Genomic DNA, 18,303 nt, shown 5'->3' with positions numbered 1-18,303 from the left:
TCTCCTCCTCGTTTTTGTCGTTGTGTCGTGACTTCCCTCGGCTAAATCCTTAAACCCCGTATTACGTATTTCTGGCCGAACAGCGCGATCAAAAACGCCGGCACCAGCGCCATGACCGCGGTCGCCGCCATCAGGTTCCAGCGCAATCCCATCTCGGTGACGAACTGCGCCATCACAACCGTAATCATCGGCACGCGGTTGCCGGTCAGGATCAGCGCGAACAGAAACTCGTTCCAGGTGAACAGCCAGCACAACACGGCGAGCGCCGAAATCGCCGGCAGCGCCGACGGCACCGCGACGCGGATGAAGGCTCCCCATCGCGTGCAGCCGTCGATCATGGCGGCGTATTCCATCGACGGGTCGATGCCGTCGAAAAAGCCCTTCATCAGCCATGAGAAGAAGCAGATATGCACGGCGACGTGCGGCAGCAGCAGCCCGGTATAGGTGTCGTAGATGCCCCAGCTTTGCGTCACGAAGTACAGCGGCAGCACCCAGGAAATATAGGGCACGCAGCGGAACACATAGATCGTTCCGAACCAGATCCGCGAGGCCGGCCCGGTGAAGCGCGACAGCATGTAGCCGCTCGATACGGTGACCAAAAGCGAGAACACGGTCGCCAGCGTCGAGATCAGCGCGCTGTTGAGGAAGGCTGCGACGATCCGCTCGTCGCTCAGCACCTCGGCGAAGCTGAGAAGCGTAAATTCAGTGCCGCGATGGACGTAATAGACGCCGGATTCCGGCCGCAGCGAGGTCAGGATCAGCCACAGCACCGGAAAGGCGAACGCAAAGCAGATGAAAGCGACGACCAGCGCGAACAGCGTCTTGCGGCCGATCGGCGGCAGCCACGGCAGGAATTCGGAGCGACGTACCATGGCCATCGGGTCAGGCCTTTGCGATGCGATCGACGAGGCGGTAGAGCACCACGCCGATCACGAGGATGATGAGCCCGCCGACGATGGCGGCCGCCGAACCGCGGCCGAGATCGAGGTTGAGGAAGGCGTGCACATAGGCATAGAGGCTGAACAATTCCGTCGAGCGCCCGGGCCCGCCGCCGGTCAGCGTCCACACGATGTCAAACGTGCGGAAGGCGTCGATGGCGCGGATCACCACGCACACCACGATCACCGGGCGCAGCATCGGCAGCGTCAGGAAGCGAAACACGCGCCAAGTGGTGGTGCCGTCGATGGCCGCGGCCTCGAACGGCTCCTTCGGCAGGCTCTGCAGGCCCGCCAACAGCAGCAGCGTGAACCACGGCGTCCACAGCCAGATGTCGGTCAGAAGGATGATGCCGAACGCGCTCCAGCGCTGCACCAGCCAGGGCTGCCCCTCGAGCCCGATAGCCTCAAGCACCACATTCACGATGCCGAACTGGTCGTTGAAGATCCAGCGGATCATAATCGCGGCGATGACGGGCGCCACCATCAGCGGCACCAGCAGGATCGTCTGCACCAGCTTCTGTCCGCGGAATGGACGGTTGAGCAAGAGCGCCAGCATTAGTCCCGCCACCAGCGCACCGGCGACGCTGAGGACCATGAACAGGAAGGTGTTCGGCAGCACCACGTAGAGGAACGCCGGATCCGTTATCACGGCGACATAGTGGTCGAAGCCGATCCAGGTCTTTTTGGGATTATAGAGCGCCCAGTCGCGAAAGCTGGCGTTGGCGCCGATCACGATCGGCACGACCTGAAACAGCAGCAACAACAGCGCAGCCGGCGCGATCAGAAGCAGCACGAACCGCTGTTGCTCGCCGAACATGGGACGCCGCGATGCCGACAAGCCGGTTTCCCCTTTGGGCATCAAGCCGTCACGACTCTTCTGGCCGGTACGCGCGTGAAGCCTGCATTTTCGGGGGAGTATGGGCGGGGCGTCGAAGGCTAGTCAATCCGGATTGTGGCACGCGGTACAATCGGATTGTGCGAGCGGCACAATCGGATTGTGCGAGAGCACAATCGGATCGGCGAAGGCAAGCGATCGGGCAGACGCTGATTGAAAACGTCAACCAGAGGTACGCCAAAAAGCAAAACGCACCGGACCCGGAGAACCGGTGCCGATGCGCTTTCGGCAGGGCTTACTGCTTTGCCAGTTCATTGTCCGCTGTTGGCTGCCGGTCTTCTCGGATGGCCGGCTTGACCGCGAGTGGAAAAGAAATTCTCAGAGCCGGTACAGGATCTGGTCGGTCCAGAACCGCTCGAGCCGGTGCAGCGACTTGTTCAGCGTCGCGAACTCCTCGTTGGAGATGCCGCCGACCTGCTCCACGGTCTTGACGTGCTTCTGGTAGAGCGCGTCGACGATCTTGCGGATTTCCTGGCCCTGCGCGGTCAAGCGGATGCGGACCGAACGGCGATCGACGCGGGAGCGCTGATGATCGAGGAAGCCGAGCTCGACGAGCTTCTTGAGGTTATAGGAGACGTTGGAGCCGAGGTAGTAACCGCGCGTGCGCAGCTCGCCCGCGGTCAGCTCCTTGTCGCCGATGTTATAGAGCAGCAAAGCCTGCACCGAATTGATGTCGGCGCGGCCGCGGCGATCGAATTCGTCCTTGATGACGTCGAGCAGCCGGCGGTGAAGCCGCTCCACCAAAGTCAACGCTTCCAGATAGAGCGGCTGCACCGGAGTTTGACCGGCAGAGCGTTCAGCGGTTTCCACCGCCGTTGCAACGGCTTTGATCATGACACTTCCCCTGTCGTCGTTTTTGTCGACTTATTCGACGAAACTTTTGTCCCGCCTGATAGCCTCAACTTAAGGGGGCGGTTTGAAGATCCGCTTAAATAAGAGAATAAAGAGATCATGAATTTAACAGAGTGAATTGTCGATTAAGCCCGGTGGATCAAGGCTTTTTGCAATATTTCATTGACGGTGACAGCGCGATGTTCACGCTTCGTCTGCAGGCCCTGTCGCATTCGGAAACAGGTGCGTCTGAAATCGAAACGCTCGCGTAAGGTGTGTGGTGGAACCCTTTACGCCCCTTAACGGTGACTGAAGCGTTACCGGCAAAATATTTGAAAATTTTAGCGGATGGCGTCGCGGTTTCTGCACCCGGATGAATTATGGCGGGAAACTGACACACTCGGATTCGCGGTGACGCCCCTCACCCAACCCTCTAAGAGCAAGCTTCGCTTGTCTCGACACCGCAAGAGCGGGGCGAGGAAGCGCATCGGAGCAAGCCTCCTACGGCGGCCGTTCGCGCGCGGCCATCCAGGCGAGCGCCAGATACGCCGCCAGCATCACGGCTTCCAATCCCACCACTGTCAGGCTGCCGCCGTAGATGCCCGGAAACATCAGCTCGATCACCGCCATCGACACCACGGTGGTGAGCCACACCACCGCGCCCCAAGGCGTCGCGAGCCACAGGCCGACGGCCGCGACGAGTTCGATCACGGCGAAATAGACGGTCGCGGTCTGCCAGGCCATTGACTGGTTCTCGAACGCCTCTTCCTCGCCGCCGATGAATCCCGTTACCTGCGCCCAGTGGTACAGGCCCTTCAGGATCGAGATAACAGCCATGATGCGCAAGAACAGCACCAGGCGGCGCGTCCACACGTTCTCGTCGGGCTCGATCCGCTCCGACGACATCGCGGCCATCGACATCGCATTGTCCCTGGACTTGTCCCGCCCCTGATCGCGCGCCGAAGTATCAGACATGGGAGTTGACTTGGTCGCTGACCTCGGAATCGGGGCTCAACGCGTGCTGGAATGTCCTCATAGCCATGTCTTGGCCCGCCGGGACGGTAAAATCAATTGCCGATGAGATGGATCAAGCCTCGGTGACGGGCGACCTTCAAGGTGCTAGAACTGGAACAAATCAAAACTGACCGCGCCTTCAGGAGTACCCATCACATGGCGATCAAATTCGGGCGTCCGATCGAAATGCGCGACGCGCCGCGGCGGCCGACCGCCCTCGCCTCCACCCCGCTTGACCTCGCAATCCGCCCTCGCCGCAACCGCAAGGCGGAATGGGCGCGGCGGCTGGTGCGCGAAAACGTGCTGACCACAAATGATCTGATCTGGCCGATGTTCGTGGTCGACGGAAACAACATGCGCACGCCCATCACCTCGATGCCCGGCGTCGACCGCCTCACCGTCGATCAGGCGGTGCGCGACGCCGAGCGCGCGATGAAGCTCGACATCCCCTGCATCGCGCTGTTCCCCTATACCGAGCCGTCCTTGCGCGACGAGAACGGTTCCGAAGCGCTCAACCCGAACAATCTGGTCTGCCAGTCGGTGCGCGCGATCAAGAAGGAATTTCCTGAACTCGGCGTGCTCTGCGACGTCGCGCTGGATCCCTTCACCAGCCACGGCCATGACGGGTTGATCGAGGACGGCAAAATCCTCAACGACGAGACGGTGGCGGTGCTGGTGCGGCAGGCGCTGGTGCAGGCCGAAGCCGGCTGCGACATCATCGCGCCCTCCGACATGATGGACGGCCGCGTCGGCGCGATCCGCGAGGCGCTGGATGAGGCCGGCTTCCTCGACGTGCAGATCATGTCCTACGCGGCGAAATACGCGTCCGCCTTCTACGGCCCGTTCCGCGACGCCATTGGTTCCGCAAAAACGCTGACCGGCGACAAGCGCACCTACCAGATGGACAGCGCCAATTCCGACGAAGCGCTGCGCGAGGTCGAACTCGACATCACCGAGGGCGCCGACATGGTGATGGTGAAGCCCGGCATGCCCTATCTCGATATCGTGCGGCGGGTGAAGGACACGTTTTCGATGCCGACCTTCGTCTACCAGGTGTCCGGCGAATACGCGATGATCGCAGCCGCCGCCAACAATGGCTGGATCGACGGCGACCGCGCGATGATGGAAAGCCTGCTCGGCTTCAAGCGCGCCGGCGCTGATGGGATTTTGACGTACTTTGCGCTGAAGGCCGCGGAGAAGATCAAGGCGAATTCGTAGGTGGGCTAGGCGAAGCCATAACACACCAAGGTCTCGATACCGGACGGTCCCGCGGTGGACTACGCCTTCGGCTAATCCACCGGTACCATCGTGCGCGAGGCCCCTCCGCGTCTTTGCGAGCGCAGCGAAGCAATCCATGGCGCGGCATAACGGATAGATGGATTGCTTCGCGGAGCCGGTCATCGGGCGCGCATTCGCGCGACCCGTTGGCTCGCAGGGACGGGGTGGGAGTGACGTTCCTCACCCCCAGTATTGAACGCTGTTAATGGTCGCAGGCCCTTGGCGAGCGCTTGGCCGGTTCCCATGTTTCGTTCGGTAAATTCGGCCTGGAGGACGACCATGTCTTATAGCGGCTCTGGCGATACCGGTGGCGGCGCTTCAAATGCTGGCGGCCCTTCAAGTGCTGGCGCCGCCTGGCGGAACGACGGCGGGGTGCCGCCGCATGCGTTCGATCCGGATCTGCAGCCGGAACTGTTTCGCGGCCTGCTGACGCGGCGAGTATTTGCGTTCCTGATCGACCTCGTGGTGCTGTCGGTGCCCGTCATCCTCGGCTACATCTTCATCTTCGTGTTCGGCATCGTGACGCTGGGACTGGGCTTTATGCTGTTCTGGCTGGCGTGGCCGGCTACCATCGTGTGGGCGATCGTCTATTACGGCGCCTCGATCGGCGGCCCGCATTCGGCCACCATGGGCATGCGCGCGATGGATCTGGAGGTGCGCACCTGGTACGGCGCCCCGGGCTATTTCGTGCTCGGCGCCTGCCATGCCGTGCTGTACTGGGTCTCGATCTCGTTCCTGACGCCGCTGGTGCTGCTGGTCGGCCTGTTCAACGGCCGGCGCCGGCTGCTGCACGATATCATCCTGGGAACCGTGGTCATCAACAGCTCGGTTCGTACTCAGGTAGCGCCATCGGCACGCAGCAGCTACTGAGCGAGCAGCAAACCAATTGACCGTCAGCCCTCGGGGCGCGATGTTAGAGCCGGTCCGGCCTGGAATGAATCGGGGCCGGCCCGGCACTTTTTCGTTTTGACGCGTTTTCTTAACGGGAAAGCGCTATGGTTGATTTGTTTCGGAGGCCTGACGATCCGACGTGACCCAGCACTCGCGTGACACCCCGCAATTCTACCTGACGGCGCCCTCGCCCTGCCCCTATCTGCCGGGCCGGCACGAGCGCAAGGTGTTCACGCATCTGGTCGGCGACAAGGCCGGCGACCTCAACGACCTCCTGACCCACGGCGGCTTCCGCCGCAGCCAGTCGATCGCCTACCGCCCGGCCTGTGACCAGTGCCGCGCCTGCGTTTCCGTGCGCGTGATCGCCAACGAATTCCGCCCCTCGCGCAACTTCAAGAAGGTGCTGGCGCGCAATGCCGACATCGTCGGCGAGCAGCGCAGCGCCGTGCCGACGTCGGAGCAGTATTCCGTATTCCGCGCCTATCTCGACAGGCGGCACCGCCATGGCGGCATGGCCGACATGACCGTGCTCGATTACGCGATGATGGTGGAAGACAGCCATGTCGAGACCCGCATCATCGAATACCGCAAGCGCGGCGTCGATACCGGCATCACCGGCCGCGGCGAGGAGCTGATCGCAGTGGCGCTGACGGATGTGCTCAGCGACGGGCTGTCGATGGTATACTCGTTCTTCGAACCGTCGCAGCAGAGCCGCTCGCTCGGCACCTTCATGATCCTCGACCACATCACCCGCGCCCGCAGGCTCGGGCTGCCTTACGTCTATCTCGGCTACTGGATCGAGGGCTCCAAGAAGATGGACTACAAGGGCCGCTTCCTGCCGCAGCAGCGGCTGGCGCCGTCCGGCTGGCTGCGGGTCGACGCATCGGGCGAAATGCTGTCCGAGCCGCAGGATTAGCTCGCGCTTGTAGCCCGGATGTAGCGCAGCGAAATCCGGGGCCGTAATTCAAGATTCGCGGATTGCGCTTCGCTCCATCCGGGCTACGAACTCCTCAGCCGAAGAACGCCTCGAACAAGAGCTTCACGTTCAGCGCGACGATCACGCCGGCGACGACCCACGCCACCGCGGCGACCGAACGGGAGATGGCGAATTTGCCCATCTTGCGACGGTCGGAAACGAACTTCACCAGCGGGATCACCGCGAACGGCAATTGCATCGACAGCACCACCTGGCTGAAAACCAAAAGCTGGCTGGTGCCGCGCTCGCCATAGAGCGCGGTGACGATCACGACCGGAACGATGGCGATGCCGCGCGTCAGCAGCCGCCGCGCCCAGCTCGGCAGGCGCAGATGCAGAAAGCCCTCCATCACAATCTGGCCGGCCAAAGTCGCCGTGACCGTCGAATTCAGGCCGGAGGCGAGCAGCGCCACCGCGAACAAAGTCGAGGCGATGCCCAGCCCGAGTAGCGGCGATAGCAGTTCATATGCCTGGCCGATCTCGGCGACCTCGGTGCGGCCGGTCGCATGGAAGGTGGCGGCGGCGACGATCAGGATCGCGGCGTTGATGAACAGCGCCAGCATCAAGGCGATGGTCGAATCCGTCGTCGCCCATTTGATCGCCTCGCGGCGGCCCTTGTCGTTACGTTCATAGGCGCGGGTCTGCACGATCGAGGAGTGCAAATAGAGGTTATGCGGCATCACGGTAGCGCCGATGATGCCGATGGCGATGTAGAGCATTTCAGGATTGGTGACGATCTCGGTCGAGGGCATAAAGCCCTTCAGCACCCCGGCCACCGGCGGGGCGGCAGCCACGATCTGGATCGCAAAGCAGACACCAATCACGATCAGCAGCGAGATGACAAAGGCTTCGAGGAAACGAAAACCCTTGTTCATCAACAGCAGCAGCAGGAAGGCGTCGAGCGCCGTGATCAGCGCGCCGCTGATCAGGGGGATGCCGAACAGAAGTTTCAACGCAATCGCGGTGCCGATCACTTCAGCAAGGTCGCAGGCGATGATCGCGGCCTCGCAGGCCACCCAGAGCAGGAAGTTCACCGGTCGGGAAAAGCTGGCGCGGCAGGCCTGCGCGAGGTCGCGGTCGGTGACGATGCCAAGCCGCGCGGCGAGCGCTTGCAATAGGATCGCCATCAGGTTCGACAGCAGGATCACCGCGAGCAGCGTGTAGCCGAACTTGGATCCGCCCGCGAGATCGGTCGCCCAGTTGCCCGGGTCCATATAACCGACGGAGACCAGATAGCCGGGGCCGAGGAAGGCCAGCAGCCGGCGCGACCAATGCCCGCCAAAGGGCACCGAGATGGTCGAATTGACCTCGGGCAGGCTGCGCTGAGTGCCAGCGGCGGCATCAGCGCGCCAGCCGGCAGCAGTCGTGTCGGACATCGATACACTCTCAATCGGGGTCTTCGGGCCTACTGCGGGCGTTCGGGCGTCCATCTAAGCAAGATGGCCGATATCAACCTTTATTGCAACTCATTTGCAACTGCATCTAGCAATCACGAAAATGATACCTACTGAACTGATTGTAAAGCACTGAGGAAGTGCTTTAGGATGATCCTATGATCAAACTGCCGCTTGAAACCCCAACCGCTACGCTGCGCTACGCGCTTGCCCCTGACGAGGCTGGCATCGCCGCGATCGAAGAAACCTTCGCCGCGTATGAGCGGATGATGGCGATCCTCGCGGAAGTCGCCCCCGTCGGCGCAAACCTCGTCTCGCTGCACGCCCAGGCCTACGAGAAGATCCGCACCGAGACCGGCCTGCCGGCTCGCCTGGTGACGCTCGGCTTGCGCGACCGCGCCAATTACGCAGCGGGCACCGCAACGCGCCGCATCCCGCTCGACGACAAGTTGTTCGCGATCAAGGGACCAACTTCACTAACGATTAGCACTGTCCGCGGACGCATCTTGGTGCCGTTCGAAGTGCCGGGCTACCTTCCCGGCTGGGAAAGTCCCTTCCCGGCTCACCTGGTCTCGGACGGCCGTGCTTACGAAATCCACATCGCCGTCAAATCGAAATCCACAGCACCGGAGGAGAAGACCATGGTTCACGAGGGTATCCTTGCACGTATGGGTAGACTTCTTGCTGCGATTGCCAGCGAGACCATCGATAATGCCGAGAACAGCAACAAGGTCGCGCTGGTCAAGCAGGCGATCCGTGAAATCGACGCCGGCGCCGACGAAGCGCGTCATGCGCTCGGCAAGTCGCGCGCCGAGGAGTTTCGCCTGAAGCGTCGGCGCGAGGAACTGGACGTCGAAATTGGCGGGCTGACGGACAAGATTCGTCTTGCGGTTGCAGAAAGCCGTGAGGATCTCGCGCGCGCCGGCGTCGCACGGCAAATTGATCTGGAATCCCAGGGAACGGCGCTCGAACGCGCGATGGATTTCATCGAACTCGAAATCGACGAGCAGACCAAGGCCTTACAGGCAATGCTTGGCGCGCGGCGTGAAGCCGAAACCCGCCTTGCCGATCTCGAAGCAAGCCTTGCACAGCATTCGCCGCAGGAAACCGGACGCGGGGCTGGCGCGACTAAAACAGTAAGCCCTGATCGGGCAATGGCGGCGATCGCACGCGTCACCGGCGTGCCGGCGTCCGGCGTGCCCGGCGACAAGGAGCTCGACGAACTCGACCGGTTGCACCGCGAAAAGGAAATCGCGGCCCGCCTTGAAAGGATCAAATCACAGCAATGAGTGCCCTGACCGACATCCTGCTGGCGCCGGACGTGCGGCCCTTTGCCGTGGCCGCAGCAATCATGCTGGCGCTCGGCGGCATCGAATTGCTGGCAACGCTGGTCGGCTTCTCGATCAGCGAACTTGTCGGCAAGGAAGTCACCGTCGAGGCCGACCACGGCAACGGACTCGGCGGCCTGTTCCTGTGGATCAATGCGGGACGTCTGCCGCTTTTGATCCTGATCATCCTCGCGCTCGGTGTGTTCTCGATCGCGGGATTCTTCCTGCAAAGCCTCGCGCACGGTGTGGGACTCTCGGCACCTGTCTCGATCGCCGCGCTTGCTGCCGCAGCCTTGAGCCTCCCTGTCATCCGGGTCACCAGCCGCGGCATCGCCCGCATCATCCCGCGCGACGAGACCTATGCCGTGGAGGAGGCCGATTTCATCGGTCACGTCGCCGAAGTTTCGATCGGGCCGCTCGACCAGGGATTGCCCGGCCGCGTCCGTCTCAAGGATGTCTTCGGCAACTGGCACTCTCTCGTCGCACGCGCCAGTCCCGAGTCCACCCCGCTTCCGGTCGGCGCCAGCGTGTTGCTGGTCGACCGTGACGCCAAGAGCTTTATCGCCATTTCCGCTCCAACCGACCTCATTGCACAACAACGTTCAGACAGGGCTTAAAACATGTGGGAACTTGCAGTACCCGTCGCTATTGGCGTCATTGTCGTTCTTGTTATCGGTCTCCTGCTTGCAAAACTCTACCGCCGCTCGACGCGTGACGAGGCCTATGTCCGCACCGGCCTCGGCGGCCAGAAAGTCGTCCTCGACGGCGGCTCGATCGTCCTTCCGGTCTTCCATTCGACGGCCGCGGTCAATTTGAAGACGCTGCGGCTCGAGGTCGCCCGCGGCGGACCGGACTCGCTGATCACCAAGGACCGCATGCGCGTCGACATCGGCGCCGAATTCTATTTGCGCGTCAAACCCGACAGCTCGTCGATCGCGCTCGCCGCGCAGACGCTGGGCAGCCGCACCAACAACGCAGGCGAACTGCGCGAGCTGATCGAGGCCAAATTCGTCGACGGCCTGCGTTCGGTCGCCGCCACCATGAACCTCGAAGAGCTGCAGGAGCAGCGCGCGACCTTCGTAAAATCAGTGCAGGAAGCGGTCGGCGCCGACATCCAGAACAACGGCCTCGAGCTCGAGTCAGTGTCGCTGACGCGCCTCGACCAGAGCGACATCAAGCATTTCAACCCGAGCAATTTCTTCGACGCGCACGGCCTGACGACGCTGACCAAGATCACAAGGGAACGCGAACAGGAGCGCAACCAGATCGTCCGCACCACGGAGGTGAATATCGCGCAGCAGGACCTCGTCGCCCGCCAAACCACGCTGACGATCGAGGCTACCAAGCGCGAGGCGGAACTGGCGCAGCAGCGCGACATCGCCAACAAGACCGCCGCGATGCGTGCGCAGACCGCACAGGTCGAGCAGACCGCGGTGCAGAACGAAGCGGAATACCGCATCCAGCAGGAACTGGCGGTCGCCAACAAGCAGACCGAAGCCAATCAGTTGCGCGACACCAGAAAGATCGAGGCCGATCTGGCGGTGAAGCGCCGCAACACCGAAATGGAGCGTGACTTGCAGATCGTCGCGCAGGAAAGCGCCATCGCGGTCGCCACCAAGAGCAAGGAGCAATCCGAGGCGCAGACCGTCGCCGAGACCGCGCGTGCGCTTGCGATCGCGGCCGAGGAAAAGGTCACCACCGCCAAAGCCGTCGAAATCGCCGAACGCGACAAGATCATCAACGTGATCGCGGCGCGCAAGGCCGCCGAGACCGAGGCGATGCCGATCACCGTGATGGCGGAAGCCGAAAACCAGGCCGCCAACAACAAGGCGGAAGCCATCAGCGTGCTGGCCAAGGCCGACGCCGAGGCCGCGATCACCCGCGCGACCGGCGTCAAATCGCTCGGCCAGGCCGAGGCCGAGGTGGCGGCGCTGAAGGCGGAGGCCCGCAACAAGCTCTCTTCGGCGATGGTTGACTACGATCTCACGCTGGCGCGCATCAACATCATCCCGAACGCGCTGGCCGAAGCAGTCAAGCCGATCGAGAAGATTTCCGACATCCGGATCTTCGACACCGGCGGCATGCTCGGCCGCGGCGGCAACGGCGCCATGAACGGTCATGGCAACGGTCTTGGCCTCGGCGACGGCCTTGCCGCACAGTTGCTGTCAGTCTCGGCGTTCAAGCCGATCATCGACAAGATCCTCGCCGAGGGTGGCTTCGCCGCCGGCCCGGATGCGCTGACCACCCTGACCAACGCGCTGGCCGCGCAGCAACTGGCAGCTCCCGCCGAGCCGCCGGCCGCAGAAGATGACAATGACGATGACGAGATGACACCGCCCGCAACGATCTCGGGAACGGGCAAGGCGACGCTCGGCCCCAAGACGTAAGCGGCCAAAACGCCCGTACAAATCGACGTCAAGCGAGGCCTGCCGCCGTGACGCGGCAGGCCTCTTTCTTACCCTCCCCTTGTGCCTTGCCGGAACCAGAGGGGGACTCTTGCAGGTGAGGCCGACGGTCGCATGCCTCCTTGTTGCAAATGCCTCTCATTAGTGACAGTAATTGCGACTAATTCGCAATTGCAACTGAGGGGAGCAGCCGAATGCGCCAGTTCAAGCGGACTTTGGGAGACCGGACCTGGGGCGACCACGACGGAGACCGTGACGATTTTCACTTCGGCGATTTTCACGGCCATTCGCACCGGCCGCATGAGTCGCATGGCGGGCATGGCCATCACGATTTGCCGTGCCAACCGGGTCCGCAGCCGGCAAAAATCGAATACCGCAGCTTCGACGGCTCGCAGAACAATCAATCCGATTCCACCCTCAACGCTGCCGGCACCGAATTCGGACGCATCGGGGAAGCGCATTTCGCCGACGGCATCTCCGTTCCGCTCGGCGGTAATAATCCGCGCACCATCAGCAATCTTGTGGTCGGCGCCGGCGACCCTGATGTGGCGAACCCGGAAGGCGTCTCCGCCTTCATGTACGCCTGGGGCCAGTTCATCGATCACGACATGACGCTGACCCGGACCGACGGCGTCAGCGACATCAGCGTGGTGGTGCCCGCGGGCGATCCCGTGCTTCCCGCCGGCACCATCATTCCGATCACCCGCGCCGTCATCGATCCCACGACCGGTGCGGGCACGTCCAATCCAGCCATGGCGGTCAATTCCAACACCGCCTGGCTAGACGCCTCGATGGTCTATGGGTCCAGCGCCGCGACCGCCGCCAGCCTGCGCACCGCCGACGGCCACATGCTGACATCGCAGGGCGACAATCTGCCGATCGTCAACGGCATGGTGGTGGCCGGCGACGTCCGCGCCGCGGAGAATCCGGCGCTCACCGCGCTGCAAACGCTGTTCGTGCGCGAACACAATTATCAGGTCGACAAGCTGCACCTCGAGCACCCGAACTGGAGCGGCGACCAGCTCTACAATCACGCCCGCGCCATCGTGACGGCGGAAATCGCCAACATCACCTATTCGGAATTCCTGCCCAACCTCGTCGGCAAGAACGCGCTCACGCCCTATGACGGCTATGATCCCAATGTCGATCCCCATCTGTCGCTGGAATTCGTCGCCGCGGCGTTCCGCTTCGGACATTCGATCGTGTCGGGCGAAACCGAGGGCCTTGCGGAAAACGGCGAGGTCATCGCCGGCTCCGAGGAAGACCTGAAGGACGTGTTCTTCCAGCCGGCGGCAAACTTCATCGACAATGGCGGCGCCGACGGACAATTGCGCCACCTCGCCGCCGATCCGTCACAGGCGCTCGATGCGCGCATCGTCGACGACCTGCGCAATTTTCTTTTCGATCCGCCGGTATCTCTGGATCTCGCCGCGATCAATATCCAGCGCGCGCGCGACCTTGGCCTCGGCACGCTCAACCAGACCCGCGAAGCACTCGGCCTCGACCCCTACACGGATTTCAGCCAGATCACGAGCGACCCGGAGACGCTGGCCGGACTGAAAGCGGCTTACGGCAATGTCAACAATGTCGGCCTGTGGACTGGCGGCCTGTCGGAAAATCATGTCCCGGGCGCACTTGTCGGCGAAACCTTCCAGGCCATCCTTACGATGCAGTTCGAGGCGTTGCGCGATGGCGACCGGTTCTGGTTCGAGAGTCAGGGATTCGATTCCAAGACGTTGGCCGCGATCAAGGGCACGACGCTGGCGGACATCATTCTGCGCAATACCGACACCAAGCATATCCAGGACGATGTCTTCGTCACCTACGTGCGGCACACCGGCGTTGCCGGCGGCGTGGAGTCCGAAGATCCCGAAGCCCGCCAGATCGTCATCGGCTCCAACGGCAACGACACGCTGATCGGCGGTCCGCAGGGCGATTATCTGTTCGCCGGAACCGGCAAGCAGACAATGACGGGAAATGACGGTGCTGACCGATTCGTGTTTGATTTCGGATCCACCAAAGCTGAGATCACCGACTTCGATCCAGGCGTCGACATGCTGGTGTTTGAGAACGCCGGCCGTCTGGACTTTCGCGATGTCAAAATCTGGGGCGACCATGGCAACACGGTGGTTCAGGTCGGTGACGACCGGATCGAACTGACCGACGTGCGGCCTCATGAACTCACAAAGCACGATTTCCTGTTTGACGTTTGATGCGAGTTCAACAAACAACTTCGGCGGATCGGCCCACCCCCACACGTTCGCGTGTGGAGGTTTTTGTTTGTAGAAAGGCTTGTCGGGAAACGGGTGGGTTGGATCGTCCTTAGGCCGGACAATGGGCGAGAATCGAATCTCCCAGGGAATTCCGCCATGTCACCCGACGCGACGCCTCGCCTGCCCGCAACCTTCAACCGCCTGGCCTGGTCCAATCTGGCCGCCCAATCGGCCGAACAAATTGCGCTGGCCGCGGCCCCGATTGTTGCGGTGCTGCTGCTCGGCGTCGGCGAAGGCCAGACCGGCCTGCTGCAGACCGCGCTGACGCTGCCCTTCATCCTGTTTGCAATTCCGGCCGGCCTGCTCGCCGACCGCATCTCGCGGCGCTGGGTGATGGCGGGCTCCGAGGCGCTGCGGGCGGCCGCGCTGGCTGGAATCCTGTTGCTGATCTGGCTGGGGCAAATGACGCTGCCGCTGCTTTCCCTGCTCGGCTTCATCGCCGTCTGCGGAACAGTCGCCTACTGCGTCGCCGCGCCCGCGCTGGTGCCGTCGCTGGTCAGCTCAGAGCAATTGCCTGCAGCCAATGCACGGATTGAACTCGCGCGCACGGTGGCCTTTGCGAGCGGTCCGGCGCTCGGCGGCGTGCTGGTCGGATGGGTTGGCGCAGCCCCTGCCTTCGGCTTTGCTGCGGCGCTGTCCGTGATCGCGGTCGTACTGCTGTCGGGCATCTATGAACCGACCCGCGCCCCTGCCCCGCGCCGCCATCCGCTGCAGGAGATCAGGGAGGGTGCCGCGTTCGTGCTGCATCACCCGCTGCTGCGGCCGGTGTTCATCACCCAGTTCATCTTCAATACGGCGTCGTTCCTGCTGCTCGCCGTCTTCGTGCCTTACGCCGTGCGCCATCTCGGCCTGTCGGCCACCGGCGTCGGCGTGACGCTTGGGATGTATGGCGTCGGCATGGTGGTCGGTGCGCTGCTGGCAACGCGGATAATGCAGCGGCTCGCCTTCGGTACCGTGATCGGGCTCGGACCCGTGACCGGCTTCGTCGCCGCAATGGTGATGGCGCTGACGACCATCGTGCCAACGCCATGGCTCGCCGGCTTAAGCTTCTTCCTGCTCGGCGTCGGCCCGATCCTGTGGGTGATCTCGACCACGACGCTACGGCAATCGGTGACGCCGCCGTCGCTGCTCGGGCGCGTCTCCGCCATCAACATCATGAGCTATGGCGCCCGTCCGCTCGGCTCCGCGCTCGGCGCCATCGTCGGCGGGCTCTACAGCGCGGAAGCCTGCCTCTATCTCGCAGTCATCATCTTCGGCGCACAGGCGCTGGTGATCCTGCTGTCGCCGGCGGTCTCGCTGGCGCGGCAGCCGGACATGGTCGGCGAGCCGGCGCGCTGTTAGCGGACCGGTAGGCGCGTTGGCGAAATCGTCATTGCGAGCCACCCGGTCGGCGCCTAACGCCATCGGATGACAGGCTCAGCGAAGCTATCCATTCTTTCCTTGCGCGGCACGATGGATTGCTTCGCTTCGCTCGCAATGACGGGGTAAGCGTGTGTTTTATTCCAAATGCCCGTAGGAGGCCGATTGCTGCTTTCTGATCCCGTTTTATATGATATATATCATCTCATATTAAAACGGGAACCGCCATGACCGACCAGACCGCCGCGATCGACGCCAGCCGCCGTACCGAGGCCTCTTCGACCGTCCTGCAGATCGCTGTGTTGGCAGGCCTTGCCGCGACCGGGACGCTCGCCACCAACATCCTGCTGCCGTCGCTGCCGCAGATGGCGGCGTCGCTGAAGGTCACCAGCGCGGCGGTGACCTCGGCGATCACGATCTTTCTCGCCGTGTTCGCCGTCGGTCAGCTCGCGGTCGGGCCGATCTCGGACCGTTACGGCCGCCGCTGGCCGGTGCTGATCGGATTTGGAGTATTCTTTGCCGGCAGCGTCTGGTGCGCGCTGGCGACCGACCTGACCAGCCTCTTGATCGGCCGCGTGATCCAGGCGGCGGGCGCCTGTGCCACGTCGGTGCTGTCCCGCGCGATCGCCCGCGACATGTTTTCGGGCGCTGCATTGGCTCGCGCGATGGCGCTGATCATGATCGCGATGGCGGCGGCGCCCGGCTTCTCGCCGCTGCTCGGCGGCGCGCTCGACCACACGTTCGGCTGGCGTTCCGAGTTTGTCCTGGTCGCGGCCTTTGCGGCGCTCGGCGCCATCGCCTACGGCGCCGTGTTCGGCGAGACCCATCACGCAACGCGCATCCCGCTCGATCCGCTCGCCATCGCCAAAAGCTATTCTGGCTTGATCGCCGACCGCCGCTTCGTGGTGCCGGCCGCAACCGTCAGCCTGATCATGGGCGGGCTGTTCTCGATGTTCTCGGCCGCACCGCGCATCCTCATCGAGGCGATGCACCTCACGCCGATCCAGTTGGGTCTGTTCTTCGCAGGCACCGTGTTGATCGTGTTCGCCGCCGGCATGCTCGCAACCAGACTGGCGCCGCGCTACGGGCTCGACCGCTCGATCCGAGGCGGATTGATCGCGGCCGCGACCGGCAGCATCGCGATGCTGCTGGTCGCGCTGTACAGCCCCACGCTCCTTTCCTATCTGGGCGCGCTCAGCGTGTTCCTGCTTGGCATGGGCATCGTCAATCCGCTGGGCACCGCGCAAGCGCTGTCCCCGTTCGGCGACAAAGCGGGCGCTGCCTCCGCGCTGGTCGGCTTCTGGCAGATGATGACGGCGGCCATCGGCGTCTGGCTCGCCGCGACGATCTCGCACGAGGCGCTGTTCGCGCTCAGCATGGTGCTGACGGGGTTTTCGTTTGCCGCGGTTGGGCTCTACACGCTGCGGGCGAAGGCCGGCAACGCGGCCTAACCCGCCAGATACCGCTCGTACTTCCCCGCCACCACTTCATCCGCGGCAATATCCGGATCGAGCGTGTAGAGGTCCTGCGCGCGGCCGATGCCGCGCAGCGCATAGCGGCCGGTGGACACCAGATAGTTTCGCCCGGCGGCATCAAGGCCTGCGCGGAACGCCGACGACATCAACAATTCGCGGTCGACCGAGCGGCACATCGAGGCGATGCGGCTGACCTCGTTGACGGCAGGTCCCACCACGGTGAAGTCAAGCCGGTCGTCGCTGCCGATATTGCCGTAAAATACCTCGCCGACATGCAGGCCGACATGGGCCGTGGTGACCGGCCGGTTTTCGGCCGTGCGGCGGACGGTGAGCGCCTTCATGTTGCGGCGGAAACGATGCTCGGCGTGAAGTGCTGCGCGTTTTGCCACCGCCATGTTGTCATGGGTGAACATCGCCAGCACACCATCTCCGATCAGCTTCAGCACCTCGCCGCCGGCGTCATGGATGGCGTCGATCGAGGCTTGCGCATAATCGTTGAGGAACGGGATGATCTCGCCGGGATCGATGCTCTCGCTGATCGCGGTCGAGCCGCGCAGGTCGGAGAACCACAGCACCGCGTTGATGCGCTCAGTGACACCGCGCGCGATCCGGCCGCGCAGCACCTGTTCGGCCGCGTCGCGCCCGAGATAGACGCGGCCGAGCGTCTTGGTGATGTCGGCCTGCGCCGCGGATTTGATCGCCAGCCCCAGCACCGGCACGAGGTCGCGCAGCGCCGCCAGCCCCTGCGCGCCAAAGCCATCGTCGTGCCGGGTCACCCAATAGGAATAGACGCAGTCCATCTGCCCCATTGTGCCGGCTTCGCCGAACTGGTGCACATAGGCGACCAGATGCTTGTGGCCCTTCTCGGCGAGTTCGTTCACGAACTTGAACCTGTGAGTCCCGCCATCGGCGAGGTCGACCGGCAGTTCCTCATGACCGTTTTCGAGCATGTGGTAGAAGATCGAACTGCGCCAGGCCTGCGCGGCTTCGCCCTCGTTGGTCGAACCATATTCGAAGACGTCGCTTTCGTTGGTCTCGGCGTCGTTCCAGCGAAAGCCGCGGCCCTCGAAGATCGGGTGCAGCGTATCGATGAAGACCATCCCGCGCGATACGGGAAGGCCTTCGGCGCGGCAGCGTTGGCAGAAACCGCGGATCAGATCATTTTCGGGTAGGCCTGTGAGACCCTGGTTGACCAGCCAGTTCATCAGGCGCAGACGGGACGTGAGTTCCATGCCGCCATTATGCCG

At 63.2% G+C, this 18,303-nt stretch carries 15 protein-coding genes; 9 read left to right on the top strand and 6 right to left on the bottom strand.

Annotated features, from left to right (window positions below):
* Nucleotides 1-41: 41 nt before the first annotated feature.
* The 4 genes from V1286_RS12565 to V1286_RS12550 all read right to left on the bottom strand — a co-directional run bounded on the left by V1286_RS12565 (nucleotide 42) and on the right by V1286_RS12550 (nucleotide 3,639).
* Nucleotides 42-878, bottom strand: a complete 837-nt coding sequence (locus V1286_RS12565; RefSeq protein WP_334479935.1) for a carbohydrate ABC transporter permease — start codon at nucleotides 876-878, stop codon at nucleotides 42-44.
* A gap of 4 nt (nucleotides 879-882) precedes the next feature.
* Nucleotides 883-1,776, bottom strand: a complete 894-nt coding sequence (locus V1286_RS12560) for a carbohydrate ABC transporter permease (protein ID WP_334479933.1) — start codon at nucleotides 1,774-1,776, stop codon at nucleotides 883-885.
* Nucleotides 1,777-2,151: 375 nt separating this feature from the next.
* Complete coding sequence (ldtR, locus tag V1286_RS12555) at nucleotides 2,152-2,667, bottom strand: transcriptional regulator LdtR (RefSeq protein ID WP_028345688.1); 516 nt, start codon at nucleotides 2,665-2,667, stop codon at nucleotides 2,152-2,154.
* 498 nt (nucleotides 2,668-3,165) lie between these two features.
* On the bottom strand, nucleotides 3,166-3,639 hold the full coding sequence (locus V1286_RS12550; protein ID WP_334479931.1) for a DUF6163 family protein: 474 nt from the start codon (nucleotides 3,637-3,639) through the stop codon (nucleotides 3,166-3,168).
* Nucleotides 3,640-3,834: 195 nt separating this feature from the next.
* Here V1286_RS12550 and hemB point away from each other — a divergent pair, with 195 nt between their 5' ends.
* The 3 genes from hemB to V1286_RS12535 all read left to right on the top strand — a co-directional run bounded on the left by hemB (nucleotide 3,835) and on the right by V1286_RS12535 (nucleotide 6,763).
* The gene (hemB, locus tag V1286_RS12545; RefSeq protein WP_334479929.1) at nucleotides 3,835-4,896 is read left to right on the top strand and encodes a porphobilinogen synthase; all 1,062 of its coding nucleotides are present in this window, start codon (nucleotides 3,835-3,837) and stop codon (nucleotides 4,894-4,896) included.
* A gap of 339 nt (nucleotides 4,897-5,235) precedes the next feature.
* Nucleotides 5,236-5,826, top strand: coding sequence for an RDD family protein (locus tag V1286_RS12540; protein ID WP_334479927.1), 591 nt, complete (start codon nucleotides 5,236-5,238; stop codon nucleotides 5,824-5,826).
* 160 nt (nucleotides 5,827-5,986) lie between these two features.
* The gene (locus V1286_RS12535) at nucleotides 5,987-6,763 is read left to right on the top strand and encodes an arginyltransferase (RefSeq protein ID WP_247786093.1); all 777 of its coding nucleotides are present in this window, start codon (nucleotides 5,987-5,989) and stop codon (nucleotides 6,761-6,763) included.
* Between the two features lie 94 nt (nucleotides 6,764-6,857).
* Here V1286_RS12535 and V1286_RS12530 read toward each other — a convergent pair whose 3' ends face one another.
* Entirely contained in the window at nucleotides 6,858-8,252 is a 1,395-nt protein-coding gene (locus tag V1286_RS12530) for an Nramp family divalent metal transporter (RefSeq protein ID WP_417021133.1), read from the bottom strand.
* A gap of 122 nt (nucleotides 8,253-8,374) precedes the next feature.
* On the opposite strand from V1286_RS12530, the gene V1286_RS12525 reads away from it, so the two are divergent.
* The 6 genes from V1286_RS12525 (at nucleotide 8,375) to V1286_RS12500 (ending at nucleotide 17,032) form a co-directional block, all read left to right on the top strand.
* Nucleotides 8,375-9,505 carry a PspA/IM30 family protein gene (locus tag V1286_RS12525; protein ID WP_334479925.1) on the top strand — a complete coding sequence of 377 codons (1,131 nt, stop codon included), beginning with the start codon at nucleotides 8,375-8,377 and terminating at the stop codon, nucleotides 9,503-9,505.
* Complete coding sequence (locus V1286_RS12520) at nucleotides 9,502-10,161, top strand: OB-fold-containig protein (protein WP_334479924.1); 660 nt, start codon at nucleotides 9,502-9,504, stop codon at nucleotides 10,159-10,161. Before V1286_RS12525 ends, V1286_RS12520 begins: the two co-directional genes overlap by 4 nt.
* Nucleotides 10,162-10,164: 3 nt before the next feature.
* Entirely contained in the window at nucleotides 10,165-11,931 is a 1,767-nt protein-coding gene (locus V1286_RS12515) for a flotillin family protein (RefSeq protein ID WP_334479922.1), read from the top strand.
* 212 nt (nucleotides 11,932-12,143) lie between these two features.
* Nucleotides 12,144-14,162, top strand: a complete 2,019-nt coding sequence (locus tag V1286_RS12510; RefSeq protein WP_334479920.1) for a peroxidase family protein — start codon at nucleotides 12,144-12,146, stop codon at nucleotides 14,160-14,162.
* 156 nt (nucleotides 14,163-14,318) lie between these two features.
* Nucleotides 14,319-15,563 (top strand): MFS transporter, encoded by a 1,245-nt coding sequence (locus V1286_RS12505; protein ID WP_334479919.1) that lies wholly within the window; start codon nucleotides 14,319-14,321, stop codon nucleotides 15,561-15,563.
* A 245-nt stretch (nucleotides 15,564-15,808) separates the two neighbouring features.
* Nucleotides 15,809-17,032, top strand: a complete 1,224-nt coding sequence (locus V1286_RS12500) for a multidrug effflux MFS transporter (protein WP_334479917.1) — start codon at nucleotides 15,809-15,811, stop codon at nucleotides 17,030-17,032.
* Here the strand turns inward: V1286_RS12500 and V1286_RS12495 are convergent.
* Complete coding sequence (locus V1286_RS12495) at nucleotides 17,029-18,288, bottom strand: adenylate/guanylate cyclase domain-containing protein (protein WP_334479915.1); 1,260 nt, start codon at nucleotides 18,286-18,288, stop codon at nucleotides 17,029-17,031. The genes V1286_RS12500 and V1286_RS12495 overlap by 4 nt on opposite strands.
* Nucleotides 18,289-18,303 lie beyond the last annotated feature (15 nt).

It is taken from the genome of Bradyrhizobium algeriense, assembly GCF_036924595.1.
GTDB lineage: Bacteria > Pseudomonadota > Alphaproteobacteria > Rhizobiales > Xanthobacteraceae > Bradyrhizobium > Bradyrhizobium algeriense.
The sequence above is the reverse complement of the archived record's forward strand: the minus strand, read 5'-3'. Positions and strand labels throughout refer to the sequence as shown.